This is a genomic window from Psychrobacter sp. NC44, from assembly GCF_904846655.1.
Lineage (GTDB): Bacteria > Pseudomonadota > Gammaproteobacteria > Pseudomonadales > Moraxellaceae > Psychrobacter.
Genome location: NZ_CAJHBN010000023.1, coordinates 1 through 19,768, shown reverse-complemented (window position 1 = coordinate 19,768; position 19,768 = coordinate 1). Strand labels below are relative to the sequence as shown.

At 43.7% G+C, this 19,768-nt stretch carries 19 protein-coding genes and 1 pseudogene; 15 read left to right on the top strand and 5 right to left on the bottom strand.

Annotated elements, in window-relative coordinates:
- Positions 1-50 precede the first annotated feature (50 nt).
- The 6 genes from JMX95_RS12920 (at position 51) to JMX95_RS12895 (ending at position 5,399) form a co-directional block, all read left to right on the top strand.
- Positions 51-1,079 (top strand): AAA family ATPase, encoded by a 1,029-nt coding sequence (locus JMX95_RS12920; protein WP_265089729.1) that lies wholly within the window; start codon positions 51-53, stop codon positions 1,077-1,079.
- A gap of 147 nt (positions 1,080-1,226) precedes the next feature.
- Positions 1,227-2,276, top strand: coding sequence for a DUF58 domain-containing protein (locus JMX95_RS12915; RefSeq protein ID WP_201561019.1), 1,050 nt, complete (start codon positions 1,227-1,229; stop codon positions 2,274-2,276).
- On the top strand, positions 2,273-4,555 hold the full coding sequence (locus JMX95_RS12910; protein WP_201561018.1) for a transglutaminaseTgpA domain-containing protein: 2,283 nt from the start codon (positions 2,273-2,275) through the stop codon (positions 4,553-4,555). Before JMX95_RS12915 ends, JMX95_RS12910 begins: the two co-directional genes overlap by 4 nt.
- Before the next feature lie 99 nt (positions 4,556-4,654).
- Positions 4,655-4,864 (top strand): chlorhexidine efflux transporter, encoded by a 210-nt coding sequence (locus JMX95_RS13780; protein ID WP_201561017.1) that lies wholly within the window; start codon positions 4,655-4,657, stop codon positions 4,862-4,864.
- Positions 4,828-5,073 (top strand): PACE efflux transporter, encoded by a 246-nt coding sequence (locus tag JMX95_RS13860; protein ID WP_201561023.1) that lies wholly within the window; start codon positions 4,828-4,830, stop codon positions 5,071-5,073. The genes JMX95_RS13780 and JMX95_RS13860 overlap by 37 nt, the downstream gene beginning before the upstream one ends.
- 38 nt (positions 5,074-5,111) lie before the next feature.
- Positions 5,112-5,399 (top strand): DUF4031 domain-containing protein, encoded by a 288-nt coding sequence (locus JMX95_RS12895; protein WP_201561016.1) that lies wholly within the window; start codon positions 5,112-5,114, stop codon positions 5,397-5,399.
- Positions 5,400-5,486: 87 nt separating this feature from the next.
- Here JMX95_RS12895 and JMX95_RS12890 read toward each other — a convergent pair whose 3' ends face one another.
- Together JMX95_RS12890 and JMX95_RS12885 are read right to left on the bottom strand one after the other, a co-directional pair.
- A complete protein-coding gene (locus JMX95_RS12890; RefSeq protein ID WP_201561015.1) occupies positions 5,487-6,005 on the bottom strand; it encodes a DUF302 domain-containing protein in 519 nt (172 codons plus the stop codon).
- 197 nt (positions 6,006-6,202) lie between these two features.
- On the bottom strand, positions 6,203-7,096 hold the full coding sequence (locus tag JMX95_RS12885; protein WP_045453282.1) for a LysR family transcriptional regulator: 894 nt from the start codon (positions 7,094-7,096) through the stop codon (positions 6,203-6,205).
- A 191-nt stretch (positions 7,097-7,287) separates the two neighbouring features.
- On the opposite strand from JMX95_RS12885, the gene JMX95_RS12880 reads away from it, so the two are divergent.
- Positions 7,288-8,412, top strand: a complete 1,125-nt coding sequence (locus tag JMX95_RS12880) for an S-(hydroxymethyl)glutathione dehydrogenase/class III alcohol dehydrogenase (RefSeq protein WP_201561014.1) — start codon at positions 7,288-7,290, stop codon at positions 8,410-8,412.
- 108 nt (positions 8,413-8,520) lie between these two features.
- Here JMX95_RS12880 and JMX95_RS12875 read toward each other — a convergent pair whose 3' ends face one another.
- Positions 8,521-9,216, bottom strand: coding sequence for a haloacid dehalogenase type II (locus JMX95_RS12875; RefSeq protein ID WP_201561013.1), 696 nt, complete (start codon positions 9,214-9,216; stop codon positions 8,521-8,523).
- A 58-nt stretch (positions 9,217-9,274) separates the two neighbouring features.
- The gene (locus tag JMX95_RS12870; protein WP_201561012.1) at positions 9,275-9,943 is read right to left on the bottom strand and encodes a DsbA family oxidoreductase; all 669 of its coding nucleotides are present in this window, start codon (positions 9,941-9,943) and stop codon (positions 9,275-9,277) included.
- Between the two features lie 326 nt (positions 9,944-10,269).
- Here JMX95_RS12870 and nfsB point away from each other — a divergent pair, with 326 nt between their 5' ends.
- The 8 genes from nfsB to JMX95_RS12830 all read left to right on the top strand — a co-directional run bounded on the left by nfsB (position 10,270) and on the right by JMX95_RS12830 (position 18,829).
- Positions 10,270-10,926 (top strand): oxygen-insensitive NAD(P)H nitroreductase, encoded by a 657-nt coding sequence (gene nfsB, locus JMX95_RS12865; RefSeq protein ID WP_201561011.1) that lies wholly within the window; start codon positions 10,270-10,272, stop codon positions 10,924-10,926.
- 301 nt (positions 10,927-11,227) lie between these two features.
- Complete coding sequence (locus JMX95_RS12860; protein ID WP_201561010.1) at positions 11,228-11,875, top strand: 2Fe-2S iron-sulfur cluster-binding protein; 648 nt, start codon at positions 11,228-11,230, stop codon at positions 11,873-11,875.
- The gene (locus JMX95_RS12855) at positions 11,872-12,864 is read left to right on the top strand and encodes an FAD binding domain-containing protein (RefSeq protein ID WP_201561009.1); all 993 of its coding nucleotides are present in this window, start codon (positions 11,872-11,874) and stop codon (positions 12,862-12,864) included. The genes JMX95_RS12860 and JMX95_RS12855 overlap by 4 nt, the downstream gene beginning before the upstream one ends.
- A gap of 2 nt (positions 12,865-12,866) precedes the next feature.
- The gene (locus tag JMX95_RS12850) at positions 12,867-15,314 is read left to right on the top strand and encodes a xanthine dehydrogenase family protein molybdopterin-binding subunit (RefSeq protein ID WP_201561008.1); all 2,448 of its coding nucleotides are present in this window, start codon (positions 12,867-12,869) and stop codon (positions 15,312-15,314) included.
- A gap of 126 nt (positions 15,315-15,440) precedes the next feature.
- Positions 15,441-16,829 carry an XdhC family protein gene (locus JMX95_RS12845; protein ID WP_201561007.1) on the top strand — a complete coding sequence of 463 codons (1,389 nt, stop codon included), beginning with the start codon at positions 15,441-15,443 and terminating at the stop codon, positions 16,827-16,829.
- Positions 16,826-17,566, top strand: a complete 741-nt coding sequence (locus tag JMX95_RS12840; protein WP_201561006.1) for an NTP transferase domain-containing protein — start codon at positions 16,826-16,828, stop codon at positions 17,564-17,566. The genes JMX95_RS12845 and JMX95_RS12840 overlap by 4 nt, the downstream gene beginning before the upstream one ends.
- Before the next feature lie 31 nt (positions 17,567-17,597).
- Entirely contained in the window at positions 17,598-18,182 is a 585-nt protein-coding gene (locus tag JMX95_RS12835; RefSeq protein ID WP_201561005.1) for a GNAT family N-acetyltransferase, read from the top strand.
- Positions 18,183-18,307: 125 nt separating this feature from the next.
- A complete protein-coding gene (locus tag JMX95_RS12830; protein WP_201561004.1) occupies positions 18,308-18,829 on the top strand; it encodes an HdeD family acid-resistance protein in 522 nt (173 codons plus the stop codon).
- 482 nt (positions 18,830-19,311) lie between these two features.
- On the opposite strand, the pseudogene JMX95_RS12825 reads toward JMX95_RS12830, so the two are convergent.
- Positions 19,312-19,768: pseudogene (locus JMX95_RS12825) on the bottom strand (hypothetical protein); the annotation flags it as partial.

Below are 19,768 nucleotides of genomic sequence, written 5' to 3'. Positions count from 1 at the left end.
AACACGCCCTAGAAACACTAATCCCATAAGAAATGAGCCAATAATTGACTATGACCCACGCAGCCATCGATAGATCCATTACAACACTACATCAATCAGCAGCAGAGGTGATTCATAAGCCGACCTTTAGCGCTGCCGATTATCATCACAATCAGCAAAAAATTGCCCAACTTATGGCGCAGTTAAATCATATTGTGTTAGATAAGCCGCAAGTGGTTAAGCTTGCGCTGAGTGGTATTTTGGCAGGTGGACATTTGTTACTGCAAGATCTGCCGGGTATGGGCAAGACGACATTGGCGCAAGGCTTGGCGCAATTATTAGGCTTGAGCTTTAGCCGTGTACAGTTCACCAATGATATGCTGCCAGCAGATATTTTGGGGATGAGCATTTATGATCAAAAGAAACAGCAATTTGAGTTTCGAGCAGGTCCTATTTTTACTCAGCTGCTACTCGCTGATGAGATTAATCGCTCTAGCCCTAAGACGCAAAGCGCGTTACTAGAAGCGATGGAAGAACGACAAGTCACCCAAGATGGGCAAACCTATCCTTTGCCGCAGTCGTTTTTTGTCATTGCAACCCAAAATCCTCTACAGCAAGCAGGTGTCTATCCGCTTCCTGAATCGCAGCTAGATAGATTCTTACTATGCTTGTCGCTTGGTTATCCGTCGCCTACCGCAGAGCGTGAGCTATTAAAAGGTCAGGATCGCCGCGAGCTACTAAAAAATTTAGATGCGCTGCTTGATACCGAGGCGGTCTTATTAGCACAGCAAGGTGTTAAACACGTTTATGTCGCGGATGTGGTCTTGGATTATCTGCAGCGATTGGTCGCAAAGACACGAGCAAGCTCCGAGTATCATGGCTTATCACCGCGCGGAGTATTGTCGCTACAGCGTGCCGCGCAGGCTTATGCGTACGTATCGGGGTATATGGAAGTGACACCTGAGGATATCCAAGCGGTGTTTGCCGCGGTCACAGATCATCGTCTCGGTCAGCGTTTTGTCCCAGCGCATGTGACTGGTGGGCAGGCGACGCAGACAATCGCGCAACGTATATTGGCAGAAGTGGCTGTTATCAATTAAATGGTGGTTATTTAAATAGTTGTTATTTCAATCACTGTTATCTGAGCACTTATTTTTTAGTTGTTTGTTGTTTCATAGCGTATTTGTTTTAAAGCTATCACCAATTATGAATGAGAGTATCAATTTTATGGTAAGGATAGGGTAGTCATGAGCTTTTTGCCAAAAGCCTTAACCGTACCAGCCACTTCAGCATTAAGCCGTTGGTTTGCCTCGCGTGCGCCCAAAAGCGATAGTGCTATCCTCAATTTGCGTAACGTCTATATCTTTTTTAGCCGTGAAGGGACGCTATATGCAGTGTTATTAATCATCACCTTTATCGCTGGCATTAACTATGGCAATAACTTGGTGTTAGGTTTATGTTTTTATTTGGTCAGTGTCTGGCTTATCAGCTTTCATGTAACCTTTGCGCACATTTCAGGTCTGCAAGTACGTTTGCTTGAAGTGACTATGGCAGAAGCGGGCGCGCCTGTTTGGGTGACTTTACAGTTGCGCAGTGAGAGCCGTCAACCGAGACGACAGTTGTTATTTAGCTTTGAGCAGGCTGATGACAAGGCTAATAGCAAGAAAGATAAAAAAGTCCATAAAAAAATCAAACATAGCGCTGATAATAAGCACTCAATACTGGTGACACGACTGCAAGGCGAGCAAGTGATTCGCTTGCCAGTACCGACGCAGAATCATGGGCAGTTTGAATTACCACGCTTAAAAATAAAAACGGTTTATCCGTTAGGTATCATGAGGGCATGGTCCTATGTTTATTTTGCCCGTACTGCTTGGGTCTATCCAAAACCTGAAGTGTTTGATTGGCAGGCGCAGTATGCCGTTGCCAGTCAGGAGGATTTGCCAACAGGTGGGCAATATCGGCAAGGTCAAGATGATTTTGAGCGGCTAGATAACTACGTTGAAGGCGAGTCGCTGGCACGGGTGTCGTGGGGACATGTAGCACGTGGTCAAGGCATGTTGACCAAGCACTTTGCTGATCCAGTCGGTCATGAGCAAACGTTGGATTATGCGGATATGCCAGCAGCACATCATGAGCAAAAACTGGCACAACTGGCGTATGGGGCGATGAAATTAGGTGAGCTGGGCGTGATATTTCATATGCGCTTACCCAATGACACCCATTCTACTGCACCAATGGGTGAAGGCGACAGTTTTGCACAAGCGTGCTTGCTAAGGTTGGCGAAAGCACAATGACTAATAGGACCAACTCAAAAAAAATCCCTACAAAGGAAGCTGAAAACACATTTATAGGTTTTCCTGAAACAAGTCCCACAAGCTTTGAGCAGTTGGCACTGGGTCAAAACGTCACTGATCGTGTTCTACAGGATAGCGCTGCAAAATGGACTCGTAAGCTATTCGCCTTACCTGCTTATTATTGGGTACTAATTGCTCAAATTACCGTTATTTTACCTCATGCGGCGCATCTGCCGTTTTGGTTGATAGGTTTTGCGGTGGTCAGCATCGCCGCACAGCTACCGTCTATAAAAGCTAAGTTCAAAAAAATAGCGCATTTAAAACGTGTCTATCAAGGCATGCAAATGCTCGGCTTTTTATTGGGGCTGGCAGGTCTATGGCTGACTTACAATACAGCGTTTGGACTGGATATGGGCGTGGCGTTTTTAGTGCTATGTCTCATTAGCAAGCTGTGGGAGGTGTATAAACGGCGTGATGCTTATGTGGTATTAAACCTATCATTGTTTGTACTGGCGGCATTGTTTTTGATGGATCAAGGACTGTTTACGACTTTAGAAGTTGCGATTGGTGCGATTATCGTGTTGCTCGCGTTCATTGCATTAAACGATGATGGCAATGCTCGTGGTGATGGTCGTCTGCGTACTTTGTGTGTGCTGGGTGTTGGTGCGCTACCGTTATTGGTGGTGTTGTTTTTGTTTTTTCCACGTTTACCACCGCTATGGTCCGTTCAGCTCTCAGGTCAGCAAGCAACCACGGGTGTCTCCGACAGTATGTCACCTGGTGATTTTGCTAATTTGGGACAATCAACTGAGCTGGCATTTCGGGTAGAGTTTAAAAATGACCGCCCACCACAGCAGCAGCTCTATTGGCGCGGTTTGGTATTTAGTGACTTTGATGGGGTGACTTGGCGTCCTAGCCCTCAGCAGCGACAGTGGCAATCGGTATCGCAAAGACCCACTTGGATTGAAAACGTGTTTGCTACCGTTCCTGAAGCCGAGCAAGTAGCACCAAACAGCTATCAAATTATCTTAGAACCTACCCAACAAAACTGGTTATTTGGACTTGATTACCCGTTTACCAATCAACCAAATATTAGTACTACCTCAAATTTCACGTTATTAAATAACCAACCTATTACGCAGCAATTGCGCTATAACGTATTACAGTTCTCGTCGATGCGTATCGACCCTATACTCAGTGATAACTCAAGGCGTCGAAATCTAGCATTGCCAAGTGAGGGTAATCCACAAACACGAGCATTGGCTAAGCAGCTTTTTGCGCAGTCAGGCTCTGATCCTGTGCGTTATATGGTGGCTATTGAGCGCTGGATCAATCGAACGGACTTTCGTTATACACTATCGCCGCCACGGTTAAATGATAACCGTATTGATGAGTTTTTGTTTAATACCAAGGCAGGGTTTTGTGAGCATTACGCTTCAAGCTTTACCTTTATGATGCGCGCAGCTGGCGTACCAGCACGAGTCGTGGCAGGCTATCAAGGTGGCGAGCTAAGTCGTGGCGGTGATGTTTGGGAAGTGCGGCAGAAGGATGCGCATGCGTGGACTGAGGTTTGGCTAGAAGGTCAAGGCTGGGTACGTGTTGATCCCACTGCCTTTGTTGCTCCTGAGCGTGTGGAGCAAGGGATGGATGCGCTAACACAGTCTCAAGGCGCAGCAATGTTTGGTGATGGTGCAGGTGCGCAGTTTAACTATCAACAGTATCAAATGCTACAAACCTTACGTCGTTTCTCAGATCAAGCCAGTTATTATTGGCAAAAAGACGTCGTTGGCTATGATAAGGATAAGCAAGCTGGCTCATTGCTTAAATGGTTCAATATCAAATCTATCATGCAGCAAGTTATCTGGTTGGCGGCGAGTGCTATTACGGTCATGGTTATTTTGGTATTTATCATCTGGTATCGACGCCGCAAGCACTGGCATCCAGCAGATTTGCCACTTATGCAGCTGTCACAGCGTATAGCTAAGCAAGATAAATCATTAGCTCGTACCGATAGCGAGGGACAGCTAGCATGGCTTGAGCGCTTAGCCAGTGCTATTGATAGTCGCAATGATACAAATGTCAATGATGAAGCTAAGACAAGTAATGCTAGTACATTAACGGACAGTGATCATCCTGACGTTATTCAAGAAAAAATCACGCAAATCAGACAAGATTATCGTCAGCTACGCTATGGACGTTTAAGTACCGTTGAAATCAATGACAATGGATACCAGAAAGTACTTAAGCAGCTGAAAAAAAATGTACACGATTTATTATAAGTCCATTTAGCCAGCAGTACTTATTAACTAGCAGTACTTGTTAGCGACAGTTATTAGCGATAGTGAGCGGACAAATGATAGATAAATTTGGAACAAACCATGCGTAGCACTAAAGACCGTATTCGCCATGCCTTAGGGTTTGAAATCATCGGTCTATTGATTTTTGCACCGCTAGCAAGTTGGGTATTTGGCTTTGAACTGCATTCAATGGGTGTAATAGCATTGGCAGGCTCTATCGTCGCGACGGTGTGGAATTATTTTTATAATATCTTATTGATAATGCCCTGCTTAAACTACGTGGTGATGTAAAAAAGACAGTTCCTATACGAATATTACACGCTGCACTGTTTGAAGGTGGTTTGCTGGTGCTGTTTTTACCTGCCATTGCTTGGTACTTGGATATCAGTTTGTGGGATGCTTTTAAAATGGATATCGCTATGGCGACATTTTATTTGGTATATGCTTTTGTCTTTAATTGGGTTTACGACAGAGTGTTTCCTATTGTTGAAGCTGATTGATGCTTCAGGACAAAAAATGAATAGGCAAGGTAGGATGTATGGCGATATATGTGGATTTTATGCAAATAGAATTTAAAGGCTATAAGTGGTGTCATCTATTAGCTGATACATTACAAGAATTGCATGATTTTGCAGCATTGATTGAATTAGATGCGCGCCTGTTTCACCGTAACGCCAGCTATCCGCATTATGATGTCACTGTGCAGATGCGAGAAACAGCGATTGAGTATGGTGCAATTCCTGCCGATCGAAGAAAAATTATCGAGTGTGCAAAGAAGCTAAGAGTAGAATTACATACACAAATAGCACAGTCCGATTGTTTGTAATAAATGCATAAACAAATAAAAAGGTGGGTTATGTTTTGGCTAACCCACCTTTTCTGTTTTTTTAGGTCGTGTTTTTTGAGTGTAGTATTACTTAGCAACCGCTGCTGTGCTGACCGCATTTAATGCTTTTGAGATATTATCAATGACGGTATCACAGCCTTCGATATTATGGCGGTCTTTGAGATATTCAGGATTATTGTACGACAACCAAACTTTTTTATCAGCATCTTCACTGATGAGGATTTTTTGTGGTAAGTCGATAGCGACGCTTTGCTCACAATTCATCAATGGCGTACCCGCTTTTGGATTACCAAACATAATCACTTGCGTCGGTCTTAATGTTAAATTGACACCTTGGGCATTCTTTTGGTGATCGACGCGTGCAAATACTTTCATACCTTTGCTTTCAATAATTGCCGCCAGTTTATCAGCAGTATCTTGCACGGAATGATTGCTTTGCATCGTAACCAAGCCTTTTTCGGCATCGATAGCAGTCATCGTTGCTGGCGTTGATGGCATCTTATCAGGCGCGTTTAAAATATTTTCAACACTGGCGCAGGAGGATACGGCTAATGCTAGGGCAGCGATAGAGAGAATCTTAAGCATGAAAAGTCCTTTTATTGTCATTGTTTATTCAGCGCGTGATGGCTGACAACATCGAATATTTAGTGTGAACCATAATATTCCTTGTGCTTAGTAGCATCGATAGTAGCATCGATAGTAGCATTGTGCGTAATAAACCGCGCATAGTAAAGCCTCGCATTACAACACACCTTAAAGAATGCCTAAGCCAAAACGCATAGCTAAACCAAATGCTCTGCTAGATAATCGACGAGCAGTCTAATCTTTGGCGATAAATGACGGTTGTGTGGATAGATGGCCCAGATACTTTCTTCAGGCTCTCGATAGTTATTCAATAAGCTGACCAGCTCACCTGATGCTAAGTATTTTTGCACATAATAGTCAGGCAGCTGCACGATACCCAGACCTTTTAACGCAGCATCAACTAGACTGTGACCACTGTTATATTGGACACTGCCAGACACGCGCAGGTTTTTTTCTTTATCAGCGTTTTTTCCAGAATCTATTTTGCCATCTTCTATAAAGTGCCAATAGTCACGTGTGCCAAGTAAGCAGTTATGCTGACTCAGATCGCTCAAAGAATGTGGTATGCCGTATTTTTCGAGATAAGCAGGCGCGGCACAGACGAAATTGGTACGACGGCTGAGCTTTTTTGCCATCATCGTCGAATCACTTAATTTGCCGATACGAATCGCCAAATCATAACCGCCATCAATGAGGTCGATTTTTTGATTGCTCAAAAACGCCGTCACTTCGATATCGCGATATTGCACCATGAAATCATTGACCAGTGGCAATAATTGCTGCTCGCCATAAGTGACAGGAGCGGTCAGTTTAATCCTACCTTGCGGCTTTGATTGTAAATTGCTTACTGCTTGCTCAGCGGCATCCAAGCCATCGAGCACACCGCGGCAGTGCTGATAAAACACGCGACCTTCTTCAGTCAGTGATACCTTACGCGTCGTGCGATACAGCAGTTTAATATTCAGTCGCTTCTCTAAAGCGCTTATCTGTCGACTGACCTGCGCGGTAGAAATGCCCAATTCTTTTGCCGCGCGTGTAAAGCTTTCGTAATCTGCTACATAAACAAATTCGCTAATACCATCCCAGCGCATGATTATTACCACTGTGTAAAAGATATTTGCAAATATAGCACATTGTTATCGCTATAGAAAAAACTATAATAGTCAGTATAAAGCTTTACAGACTGCTACAACTGCCGCTTGCCTCCATTCAACAAGCAAGATAAGCTGAATAGAGGTCTGCGCTTAATAACCCATAAAATGAATTAAAAAGAGAGATAACGATGTCAGATAAATTTATTAAATCAAAAGCCGCCATTGCTTGGGGTCCAAATGAGCCACTATCTATCGAAGAAGTGGATGTGATGCTGCCCCGTAAAGGCGAAGTATTGGTAAAAATCGTGGCAAGCGGCGTCTGTCATACTGATGCATTTACTTTATCTGGTGAAGACCCAGAAGGTGTGTTCCCAGCGATTTTAGGTCATGAAGGTGGCGGTATCGTTGAGAAAATCGGCGAAGGCGTCACCAGTGTGCAAGTTGGCGATCATGTCATTCCTTTATACACAGCAGAATGTGGCGAATGTAAAATGTGCCTATCAGGCAAAACCAACCTGTGCTCAGCAGTACGTGAGACTCAAGGTAAAGGCTTAATGCCAGATGGCACCACGCGTTTTTATAAAGACGGTGAGCCAATTTATCATTATATGGGCTGCTCAACCTTCTCTGAATATACCGTGTTGCCTGAGATTTCTTTAGCGAAAGTGAACAAAGAAGCACCACTAGAAGAAGTATGCTTATTAGGTTGCGGTGTCACCACGGGTATGGGTGCAGTGATGAATACGGCCAAGGTAGAAGAGGGTGCGACGGTCGCAATCTTCGGTCTCGGCGGTATTGGTCTATCAGCGGTCATCGGTGCGGCAATGGCAAAAGCCAGTCGTATCATTGCTATTGATATCAATGAGAGCAAATTTGAGCTGGCTAAAAAGCTTGGCGCGACTGACTGTATCAATCCTAAAGATTATGACAAACCGATTCAAGAAGTCATCGTTGAATTGACCGATGGCGGCGTTGATTATTCATTTGAGTGTATCGGTAACGTCGATGTCATGCGTTCAGCGCTTGAGTGCTGCCATAAAGGGTGGGGCGAGTCGGTCATCATCGGGGTCGCAGGCGCTGGACAAGAAATCTCTACTCGCCCATTCCAATTAGTGACTGGTCGCGTCTGGCGCGGTTCAGCATTTGGCGGCGTAAAAGGTCGCAGTGAATTACCAGGTTATGTTGAGCGTTATTTGGCTGGTGAGATTCCACTACAAGATTTCATTACCCATACCATGCCATTAGAAGATATTAACGAAGCGTTTGATTTGATGCATAAAGGTGAAAGTATTCGTACGGTTATTCATTTTTAAAAATCATTATTAATAATAGTGATTATAGATTTAGCCTTATAAAATAGCAGTATGCTAAACCAAAAACGCCGTCCTTATATAGGGCGGCATTTTTTTTGTCATTGGCAATTATTTTTGAGCGGAAAAAATTATCTGTTCGGCAAGCGTGGTTAGATTTGCTGCGACAAAGTCTGGCGCTGGAACGTTTGGCGCTGATAATAAAGCATTGTGCGGTCGCGTGAGAAATGCCCCTCGGCAGCCAACTGCTTGCGCGCCAATCGTATCCCAAAGATGACAAGCGACAAGGCACAAACCCGATACGTCAATAGACAATGCGTGAGCGACCATTTGGTAGGTTTCAGGTGCAGGCTTGAATCTTGCTACCTGCTCAACACTAAAGTGCTGTTCAAAAAAATGGCTGATGCCGGCTTTTTCAAGCGGGGTCGGGGAAGCGCTATTTGCTGAGTTGGTCAACGTCACCAGTCGAAACCCTGCCTCACGCAGCTTGGTTAATGCTGGAACTACATCAGGGTGAGCAGGCATTTTGCTCATACGCTCTTTTAATTCGTCGACATCACTATCTATCAGCCTAACGTTATAAATATCAGCGGTCATCTGTAAGGCACTGACGCCAAGCTCGCCAAAAGGCGTATAAAGTCCTGATAACGTCATGGTTTGCGAATATAGCACCAATTGCGCAAACCATTCTCTTAGTAGCATTTTATTGCCAAATAGGCGAGCGAATAATGGTTCAAGAGTGGTAATGTCGAGTAGCGTCTCATTGACATCAAACACGATAATAGGAAGGGATTTATCAGAGGACATAAGGGATCCTTTTAGGAATAGCAAACGAAATCTTGCCAAAAAAAATTTTTCAGAGAAGCTAGTCTGGCAAGTCAGCCAACTGCTGCAAGATATTCTTGAAATTTTCCACGCCTTGTGCACCGCTAACCAGATGACGCTTATTAAAAATTACCGCTGGGACGCTTTGAATGCCTTGTTGTTGCCAATGTTGCTCTTCTGCGCGCACCTCTTTAGCAAACCTTTGGTCTGCTAACACGGCTAGTGCCTCATCACGATCTAGTCCAATCTCTGCTGCGATATCAGCAAGCACGGCATTGTCAGAAATATTGCGACCATTGGTAAAATGAGCGACGAATAACGCCTGCTTTAAGTCATGCATGCGACCTTGCTGATCTGCCCAGTGCAGCAATTGATGCAAGTTGAACGTGTTGTGCATGCGCGTGTCATCGTTAAAGTTAAACGTAAAGCCAACCTCATTACCCGCTTCCATTAATCGAGCACGGCTAGCATCAGATTCTTGCTTGCTCGACCCATATTTCTCCATAATATGTTCACGCATATTTTGTCCTTCGCGTGGCATATTTGGATTAAGCTCAAACGGATGCCAGTGAATCTCGTGTTCGGTGTTGGTTTGCTTGAGGGCTTCTGCCAGCTGGCGGTAACCAATGACGCACCAAGGACAAACAACGTCTGAGACGATATCGATGCGTAGTGGCTGCTCTGAGAATAACTGCTTTGAATGTTCCATATCTATCTGCCTAATTCAGTATTTATTTTTTATATAAGCTGTCTGTGGTCGACCGCCTTATAAATCAATGCTCATTATCAATACTAATTAACTAATGCTAAGAGAATGAGGGAACGATTACAATATCGTCTAAGTTACTGTTTAATGAGTGTCCGTCTAATAAGTATCTGCTTAAATAACTGTTCAAATGGCGGCTCAAATAACTCAGCGATGCACTGAATCATCAGTAACGTAATAACAAAATAGGTGACTACTTAACCAATCTGTAACGGTCATCAAACGGGTTTTTGCTTAAAGTGGCGGTACTAAAAATCTTGGAGTCATAAATGAAAAATATCACTGAAGCCATGAACTGGCGTTACAGCACCAAAGAGTTTGATACCAATAAAAAAATATCAGCAGCAGACTTTCAAAGTTTAAAGGATATCCTGCGACTTAGCCCATCAAGCACTAATATTCAGCCTTGGCATTTTGTAATCGCTGATGATGAGGCTGGCAAGGCACGTATCGCACAAGGTACACAAGGGATGTTTGATTTCAACACGGCAAAGGTAGAGCAAGCCTCCCACGTCATCATTTTCTGTAGTCGTATCTATGCTGATGATGAATTTTTGCATGAAGTATTGGATAAAGAAGAGGTGGATGGTCGCTTCGCAGAACCAAAATTCAAAGAGCAAATGCATCAAGTGCGCAAAATGTTTTTGGACATTCGTCGTTATGAGCAAAAAGACGAGCCGCATTGGCTGGTCGAGCAAGTGTATCTAAATATGGGTGCATTGTTGCTGGGTGCTGCTACTTTAGGCATTGATGCTGTACCGATGGAAGGTGCTGATCTAAAGGCACTCGATGAAGAATTTGAGCTACGTAGCAAAGGCTACACAGCCGTTGCCGTTATCTCACTTGGTTATCGTAGCGAAGACGATTTTAATGCCGATTTGCCAAAATCTCGATTGAGTGAAGCGAGCATAATTACTAAAGCGTAATGCCCGACTGGTATTTTTAACTGACTATATTGAACTCAAATAGTGTTATAAACGACCTGTTTATAGCGCTATTTTTTTTTGCTAATAAAATGAGTTTTTGAGTTTCATTTATAAAATTGATAGTGAATAAGCGAGATAGAATAGTGGGAAGTAAAGTTTTCATAGATTAAAAACTACACTGTAATAACTACAAAGTGAAAACAAATCGACATTTCTAATAAGTCATAATAAATCGATTGGCGCGACTTTTAAGGAGCGTTTAACCCTATTTTTTTTGATTATCTGCCAGCGAGAAGCCAGCATGTCTACCTTGAACTTAACCATTAATAAGCAAGATTATCAGCTCGACAATCTTGATTCACGCACGACCTTACTCGATGTCTGTCGTCAGCACCTCAAAATTACGGGACCTAAAAAAGGCTGTGACCATGGTCAGTGCGGCGCTTGTACCATACTTATCAATGGGCGTCGGATCAATGCCTGTTTGACCTTGGCAGTTATGCACGATGGTGATGAGATTACCACGATTGAAGGTATTGGCATGCCCGAATCTTTGTCAGCGTTGCAACAAGCCTTTAAAGATAATGATGCGTTTCAATGTGGTTACTGTACCCCTGGGCAAATTTGTTCAGCAACAGCGCTGATCGATGAGATTAAACAAAACTGGCCCAGTCATGTCACTACAGATTTGCAAAATCCTGATGGGTTGCTGGTTCAAGAAATCGCTGAGCGTATGAGTGGCAATATTTGCCGCTGTTCTGCTTATCCCAATATTATTAAGGCCATTTCACAAGTACTAGAAAATGAAATGAAGGGTTCATCTAAAACTGACGCAGTACAAAAATCAGAGGTGACGGGTATTTGGTCACTATCACCTAGTGAAGCGCAGCTAGGTAGTCAATCTATGAAGAATAAGACGGCAACTAGCAGGTTAGGAGATCGCTCATGAAACGTTTCGAGTATAGCCGTGCTACCGCGCCAGAGCAAGCAGCCCAATCTGCTAGTGTAAAAGACGCCTCATTTATCGCAGGGGGTACCAACCTTTTAGATTTAATGAAGTTAGAGATTGAAACGCCAGTTAAGCTGGTCGATATCACTCGTTTGGCGTTAGCACAAGTCGAGACGACTACAGACGGCGGCTTACGTATCGGTACGCTAGTGACCAATAGTGATTTGGCGGCGCATCCTGAGGTTATTGCCAATTACCCAGTGCTATCACGGGCGATTTTGGCAGGTGCGACGGGGCAGTTGCGTAATAGAGCGACGACGGGCGGTAATCTATTACAGCGTACGCGTTGTTATTATTTTTATCAGACAGACAGCGCCTGCAATAAACGCAAGCCAGGTTCTGGTTGCCCAGCGATACGTGGCGAAAATCGTACGTTGGCAATTTTGGGTACTAGCGATTCCTGTATTGCTCAACATCCATCTGATATGGCCGTCGCGATGCGCTCATTAGATGCCACTGTTGAGACGTTAAAAACGGATGGTTCAACGCGTAAAATCGCGATTAAAGACTTTTATTGTTTGCCAAAAGACACGCCACATATCGAAAACGTTTTAGAGTCTGGTGAGCTTATCACTCATGTGGTGTTGCCAGCGCCTGTCAGCGGTATCCACACTTATGACAAAGTGCGTGATCGCGCGTCCTATGCTTTTGCCTTAGTCTCCTGTGCCGCGATCATAGACGTGACTGATAATGGGCGTTTGGACACAGTGCGCCTAGCATTCGGCGGTATTGGTACTGAGCCATGGCGCAACGAAGCCGTTGAGGCATTACTAACGGGCACTGATGGTAATAATGATGTGATCAAACAAGCAGCGGACTTATTATTAAAAGAGGCTAAAGGTAGTGGTCAAAATGATTTCAAAATACCGCTGACTCGTCGTCTACTCAAACAAGTTATTCAACGCGCATTAGCGGGCAAGGGAGCATAATCATGTCGTTATTGGATTCAATATTGCCAGCAGAACCGACCAAAAAGATGATGATGAATGCGCCAGTTGAATCACTTTTTGACAAAACAGCGAGCAAGTTGGTGGGCAAACCCATCAACCGAGTTGAGGGATCACTCAAGGTCAGCGGTCAAGCACCTTATACGGCAGAGATTTATTTAGACAATCAAGCCTATGGTGTCTTGGTGAGCGCAACGATTGCCAAAGGACGCGTTAAGCAAATTGATAGCAGCTCTTTAGAGGGTATTCCCAATATTATTAAAGTAGTTACTGATCCTGAGCATTTTTTGCGCAATGCACAACAGGGCGGTGCAACCAAATCACCTAAGCAAGGCGTTAGTGAAATCTTTTATCATGGTCAGCCGATCGCGGTCGTCATCGCTGAGACGTTTGAGGCGGCGACAGAAGGCGCAAAAGCACTCAAAGTGACTTATGAGGATGAAACTAATCAAGCGGCATTGAACTTTACGACAGAGCTGCCAAATGCTCATGACGTTAATGAAAAAAAAGGTTCGGATAAAAACTCAGAAAAGGGTAATCCAGAACAAAGCCTCGCAAATGCTGCAGTAACCCTTGATCGCTTTTATCATACGCCAAGTCAAAACAGCGCAGCGATGGAGCCACATGCAACGCTTGCTCACTGGGAAGGTGAGAAGCTGATTATGTACTCCTCTAATCAAATGCTTGCCTCATGCAAAAAGCAAATCGTTGATGCGTTAGATTTGGATCCAGAAAATGTACAATTAATCGCTCGTTATGTCGGTGGGGGTTTTGGTAGCAAGCTGGGGATTTCTCCAGAATCGATAGCCGCCGCACTCGCCGCAAAAGAATTGGGTCGTCCCGTGTTAATCACTATGACACGTCCGCAAGTAATGGAGGCAACGATTAGACGCTCAAACACGCGTCAACGCATTGCTATTGGCTGTAGTGAAGACGGTATTATTGACACTATGATTCATGAGACGGTCTCTAGTAATTTGCCAGAAGAGACCTTTTTTGAGCCAGCAGCGCTCTCTACGCATTATTTGTATCGAGGTGACAATCGCCGAGTTAATTATCAGCAAGTAGATATAAACCAAGTATTGTCAGGCTCAATGCGTGCCCCCGGTGAAGCAGTGGGGCAGATTGCCCTTGAGTGTGCGATGGATGAATTGGCAGAGCAACTCAACCTAGACCCTGTCGAGCTGCGCCGTCGTAATGAGCCTGAGCAAGATCCTAGTAAAGGTGTCCCGTTTTCCACGCGTAAGCTCATCGCTTGTATCGATCAAGCAGCTGAACAGTTTGGCTGGAATCAACGCAATGCTAAGCCTGCCAGTCGCTTAGAAGGTGATTGGTGGATGGGTATGGGTATGGCAGCGGCAGCTCGCGGCAACAGCTTAGCGCCATCAGAAGCACGGGCGACCCTGCAAATAGATAACTCAAAAGCACTAGGCGTCAAAGCTGTGATTGAGACAGACATGACCGATATCGGTACAGGTTCTTATACAGTATTTACTCAGGTTGCTGCAGATTTATTAGGACTACCAATAGATCATATTGAAATGAAGCTTGGTGATACCAGTTTGCCACCTGCGGTTGGTTCAGGGGGCAGTATGGGCGCTGCCAGTTCAGGCAGTAGTATTTACCTTGCTTGTCAGCAGCTACGTGAGATGATCGCAGAAAAAGTCGGTCTATACCCTGACACCATTCAGTTGGATAACGGTCAAATTAAGCAGGTAGGTGAGCATGAGGCTAACTTTGTAGAAACCGTTATAGAAGCAGGAAAAGAAAAAGTAGCAGGTTTGGGCGATAATATCGTAGATAAAGTCGCTGATTTAAAAGACAAATTAGGTGAAATAACGGGAATCTCACTAACTGAATCGAAAGAATATGACTTTAGTAATTTCCAGACTCATTCATTAGCCGATATCGTCGCTCAATATGATGACCAAAAAGTCAGTGCCAAAGGTCAAATTGCACCGGGTAAAAATGCCAAAAGTCATCGCCAAGCGTCATTTGGTGCCAATTTTGCCGAGGTCGCTGTACATCGAGTGACTGGTGAAATACGCATCAAACGTATGACTGGTGCCTTTGCAGCAGGGCGTATCCTCAATTACAAAACCGCGACCTCACAGTGCTACGGCGGTATGATATTTGGTATTGGTTCTGCATTGATGGAGCAGGTGATTCACGATAAGCATGACGGTCGGCTATGTAATCATAATCTTGCAGAATACCATGTCCCAGTCAATGCGGATGTTCCTCAGCTTGATGTTATCTTGGTAGAAGAGGACGATCCGTATACCAATCCAATGCATATAAAAGGTATTGGGGAAACGGCGATTGCAGGTGCTGCCGCTGCTATTGCTAATGCCGTTTACAACGCCGTGGGTGTACGAGTTTATGACTTTCCTATTACCCTCGACAAATTACTTTATGAACTACCAGAGTAGGTTTTTAGTCAAATAGATGGACAATATAAACCCGCTAATTGTAGTCGTTAGCGGGTTTTATAAGTGGACTAGGATGGATATAGACCGTATATAGATATAAATGATAGATAGTATATAAGAGACATTATGAATCAAATTGCTGATATTCTTAAGCTGGCACGCGAGGCTCAGCAACAACAGGTTGACGCGGTACTAGCAACCGTCGTGCGTACAGAAGGGTCAGCCTATCGCCGCGCAGGCGCAATGATGCTTATCTGTGAAGATGGTCGTTCGGTCGGAATGATTAGCGGTGGCTGCTTGGAGCCGCATATTATCAAACGTGCTTTTTGGCTCACACGTGATGGTGCAAACGTGCAAGTTTACCAAACGGGTGACGACATCGAATATGCTGAAAATGGTAATGTGCGAGCGAGCGTATCAGAAGAGGGTTTTGACTTTGATAGAGGCAGTGATAATAAGGGCACAGATAATAAATACGATGAACAAGATATTGATTTGGACGAGTTAAATTTTGGATTAGGCTGTAATGGGCGCGTACACGTGTTGTTTGAAAGGCTGGCAACGGCAATGTCTTTGTTAAATGTCATCAGTCAGGTTCGTCAGTCTCAGCAGCCAGTAACGGTAGCAACTTTAATTCGCTCTACAATCCATTTTAACAACCAAAATAATCCAAACTCTGAACTTCAAATTGGTGTGCGTCTTAATCTAGATAATTATATCAAGTCAGGAAAACTCACCGCTATCGACGCTAATAATTCAGATAAAGTGGTATCTAATGCTTCAAGCACAGTTATCCATGCAGTTGAAAGTTTATCCGAATATAAAATTCTCCATAAAAATGCTGAGTACGTCATCGTAAAAGATGACAGTGATGATTTAGCCACAGAATGGCTGATTCAGCGCCTACAACCACAGATACGCTTGCTGATTTGTGGTGCTGGCAATGATGTGATGCCGCTAGTTACGATGGCAAAGCTGCAAGATTGGCATGTGACAGTGGTAGACAGTCGAGCGCAATATGCCACGCAGCGGCGTTTTCCTCAGGCAGATAGAGTGATGGTACTGGCGTTAGATGATAGTGATACTTTACTAAAACTAAGTAAAAATGCTGCCGTTGCTTTGATGTCGCATAGTCTCAGCCAAGACCGTGCTCGCCTTGGCGTATTATTAGAGCATGCTAATCACTATAAATATCTTGGACAACTAGGACCGCGCTACCGTACCGAGCGCTTAATCGAAGAAATTAGTACAAGGCTTACAAATCCTGACAGTTTAAACCTAGGTATCAATAAGCTGCATTATCCGATTGGCTATAAGCTGGGCGGAGATGGACCTGAAGCCTTAGCACTGGGTATCATGGCACAAGTCAATGCGGTCGTGCATAATCAGCTGCCGCTAGCAGAAAACTCAGACACTCATCTGTCAAATACTAACTTTACAACGCTATTTTCTACGCATATTGATTCTATAGAGACGACTGCAACAAGTGCTCGTGCCGCGATAAATTTATCATGAGCCGCGACGCATCTATTTTAGCATCTACGCAACTAAAGCCAATAAATCTATCAAAGCCACCAAACCATGCGGTCATTATTTTGGCCAGTGGACTGAGCCTGCGTTTAGGTCAAGCAAAACAGTTACTGTGTAAAGATGGCGAACCCTTAATTTGCTTCATGACCAAACTCGCACTTTCTACAAAACCGCAAGCAATTATTATAGTCATTCCTGATAATCAGCCATCAATAGCCAGTGCGATGAATGAATTGGCTTTTCAGTACTCTATGATTCAAATGGTCGTAAATTCTACGCCTGAAATAGGTATGGCGTATAGTTTGGATTTGGCTATTGAGGCAGTCACGCAGTTGACAAGCTCATTAATCGAGCGTGTATTAATCATGGGTGTTGATCAAGTTTTACTCGATGAGCAGCATTTAATGGGACTGCTGGCAGGTAAGGAGTCAGTGGTAGCAAGTGAATATAGTAGCTGGCAGCATTTAAATAATATGAATTTAAATGAAACGTCTGCTGTCACTGCATTAAAGCAAAATATTATCGGACTACCTTTAACGATTGATTGTGATTTACTCAGAGAGTGGCAAGCATTGCTGGTAGGCGATAAAGGGCTGCGTTATTTAATTAGAGGTTTGCCGCCCAGTCAGATAAGTACCGTTGTTAATAATCAACTGAGCTATGATATCGATACTCCTGAGCAACTTGCTCATGCCAAGCAAAAAGGCTGGCTGGATAAATAGTATTAACAGTGTCAATCCATAAGTGATAAAAATGATAAATGTGATAGAAACAGAACGTCTTTACCTCAGGCAATGGCAAGCAAGTGACTTTGCTGTTTTTGCTGAAATAAATGCTGATCCTGAGGTAATGAAGTATTTCCCCAAGTTATTAACACCTAAAGTAAGTGACATCATCGCTAGTAAATGCCAGCAGCTTATTGCTAATCAAGGCTGGGGGCTTTGGGCCGTCAGTTTAAAAGATAGATCAAAAGAGCATGGGGCTTTTATTGGTTTTGTTGGCTTTGTTGGCTTGAATGATACCCACGCAGAGATGTCTTTTGCCCCTGCTGTCGAGATTGCATGGCGACTACATAAAGATTATTGGGGACAGGGCTATGCTACAGAGGCAGCACGTGCGGCGCTGAATTTCGCTTTTACTGAGCTGTCGCTCGATGAGGTTGTGTCATTCACAGCGGTTATTAATAAGCGCTCGCAATTGGTTATGGAGCGCCTTGGCATGATGAATACCCGAGCCAACTTCTATCATCCAGCCCTTGACCCTAACCATCGGCTGGCTGAGCATGTACTTTATAACATGACGCGGCAACAGTGGAACAATCAGTTAGCAGGCTTGTGACCACAAATCAATGCCCACACTCTGATATTAACAGGACTACTCGAAGATATTACTACCGTTATACAACACAAGGTAAGGTTTGCGATATAATTTATTTTCTATTAAATGTAAAATAAGGTCGTCTTATGAATCGTACACTGTGGCTGGTGGTTGGTATTATCAGTATTCTTGGCGGTATCTTTGCATTTTTTAATCCTCTTAGCGCCACTTTGGCCGCTGAGCAGTTAGCAGGTTTTATCTTCCTTTTAGTGGGTATTTTACAGTTTATTGCCTTGTTCCGAGCACATAGTACCACTGGAAAAGTGCTGGCGGCCATCGGCGGTGTACTTGGTGTATTGATTGGTATTGAATTATTACAAGATCCGTTGCAAGGCATATTAACCTTGACCATGGTCATTGCTATTTTATTTATGGCAACAGGTATAGTCAGAGTTGTTGTTGCTTTCGGTCTACGTCGGACAGTGGCTTTTGTCCCAATATTACTCTCAGGGCTGCTCTCGATTATATTGGCTATCATGATATTTACCAGTTATCCGCAGTCAGCGACGTATATTCTTGGCATACTGTTAGCCGTCGAGTTGATATCTAATGGCATATCCTTAATTATGTATTCACGTATACCATCAATTGTGGTGCGTAATATATAAATGTAGTTCTAGGGCGTGTTCTCAATTCAATTGATCATATCTAAACGGGCTAAAAATGGCTAAATTTTGCCAAACATCGTTAAATAGCTGGTTAATATCCCGATATTATCTGCGATATTATCTGCGATATTTTCCTCGTTTGACGGCAATTTAAATCATTTTTATCACCATTTTTGAAATGAGGACACGCCCTAGCAACAAACAAAAAAGACGCTATTTACAGCGTCTTTTTTTTATTTCATAATTTATTTGAATATCACATCTTAATAATGCGTAAAGCCTAAGGGCAATTTGTAATACCTTATCCTTGTATACAAATCGTATTAAATCGGCTATAGCAGAAGTTGAGAGAAAAAAAGATATTGAAAATAAAGCAGATGTGAGAGATTGAAAGAAGTGCGCTTGGTTTGATATAAGCGCACGGGTCAGTATGGCAGCGTGTCATATTGATATTTAATAGTATATCAAGTGGTTTGGTTGAATTAACTAAGAAATCTTAAGCCCGACGTTTTCAATGCCCATACCATCTCAACAAAGGCGCGGCTATTAGTCAAAGGCTCGCCATCGATGATGAGGGCGTAACCTGACCCATCAATCCATAAGAACACAAAGCTGGTCTCAGGAATCAGTAAGTCAACTTGTTGAAAAAACGAGATGGCTTGGCTTTCGACCGCCCAGCCGCGTTGTTTTTGGCGAATCATAAAACCTGAAAAGTCAGCAGCTGCAACACTTAGCATGTCCGCTTCTTCTTGGCTGTAACCGATGCGTGCTAGGCAAAACCCTTCATCAGAGCCAATAGCGGCACGGCGTTTACCGGATAAGCTGGCAACCACATACGGTAAAAACTGGTCCAACGGCAGATTATTATACCCCCATAACAATAATGCACAATACGGAGTAATAGATCGTATATAATGCAATACATAATTTAGTCTATGT

Bases quoted from the DNA above. Each gene is read 5' to 3' on its own strand.
- JMX95_RS12920 (WP_265089729.1), top strand. From the start codon at position 51: ATGACCCACGCAGCCATCGATAGATCCATTACAACACTACATCAATCA.
- JMX95_RS12915 (WP_201561019.1), top strand. From the start codon at position 1,227: ATGAGCTTTTTGCCAAAAGCCTTAACCGTACCAGCCACTTCAGCATTA.
- JMX95_RS12910 (WP_201561018.1), top strand. From the start codon at position 2,273: ATGACTAATAGGACCAACTCAAAAAAAATCCCTACAAAGGAAGCTGAA.
- JMX95_RS13780 (WP_201561017.1), top strand. From the start codon at position 4,655: ATGCGTAGCACTAAAGACCGTATTCGCCATGCCTTAGGGTTTGAAATC.
- JMX95_RS12895 (WP_201561016.1), top strand. From the start codon at position 5,112: ATGGCGATATATGTGGATTTTATGCAAATAGAATTTAAAGGCTATAAG.
- JMX95_RS12890 (WP_201561015.1), bottom strand. From the start codon at position 6,005: ATGCTTAAGATTCTCTCTATCGCTGCCCTAGCATTAGCCGTATCCTCC.
- JMX95_RS12885 (WP_045453282.1), bottom strand. From the start codon at position 7,096: ATGCGCTGGGATGGTATTAGCGAATTTGTTTATGTAGCAGATTACGAA.
- JMX95_RS12880 (WP_201561014.1), top strand. From the start codon at position 7,288: ATGTCAGATAAATTTATTAAATCAAAAGCCGCCATTGCTTGGGGTCCA.
- JMX95_RS12875 (WP_201561013.1), bottom strand. From the start codon at position 9,216: ATGTCCTCTGATAAATCCCTTCCTATTATCGTGTTTGATGTCAATGAG.
- JMX95_RS12870 (WP_201561012.1), bottom strand. From the start codon at position 9,943: ATGGAACATTCAAAGCAGTTATTCTCAGAGCAGCCACTACGCATCGAT.
- nfsB (WP_201561011.1), top strand. From the start codon at position 10,270: ATGAAAAATATCACTGAAGCCATGAACTGGCGTTACAGCACCAAAGAG.
- JMX95_RS12860 (WP_201561010.1), top strand. From the start codon at position 11,228: ATGTCTACCTTGAACTTAACCATTAATAAGCAAGATTATCAGCTCGAC.
- JMX95_RS12855 (WP_201561009.1), top strand. From the start codon at position 11,872: ATGAAACGTTTCGAGTATAGCCGTGCTACCGCGCCAGAGCAAGCAGCC.
- JMX95_RS12850 (WP_201561008.1), top strand. From the start codon at position 12,867: ATGTCGTTATTGGATTCAATATTGCCAGCAGAACCGACCAAAAAGATG.
- JMX95_RS12845 (WP_201561007.1), top strand. From the start codon at position 15,441: ATGAATCAAATTGCTGATATTCTTAAGCTGGCACGCGAGGCTCAGCAA.
- JMX95_RS12840 (WP_201561006.1), top strand. From the start codon at position 16,826: ATGAGCCGCGACGCATCTATTTTAGCATCTACGCAACTAAAGCCAATA.
- JMX95_RS12835 (WP_201561005.1), top strand. From the start codon at position 17,598: ATGATAAATGTGATAGAAACAGAACGTCTTTACCTCAGGCAATGGCAA.
- JMX95_RS12830 (WP_201561004.1), top strand. From the start codon at position 18,308: ATGAATCGTACACTGTGGCTGGTGGTTGGTATTATCAGTATTCTTGGC.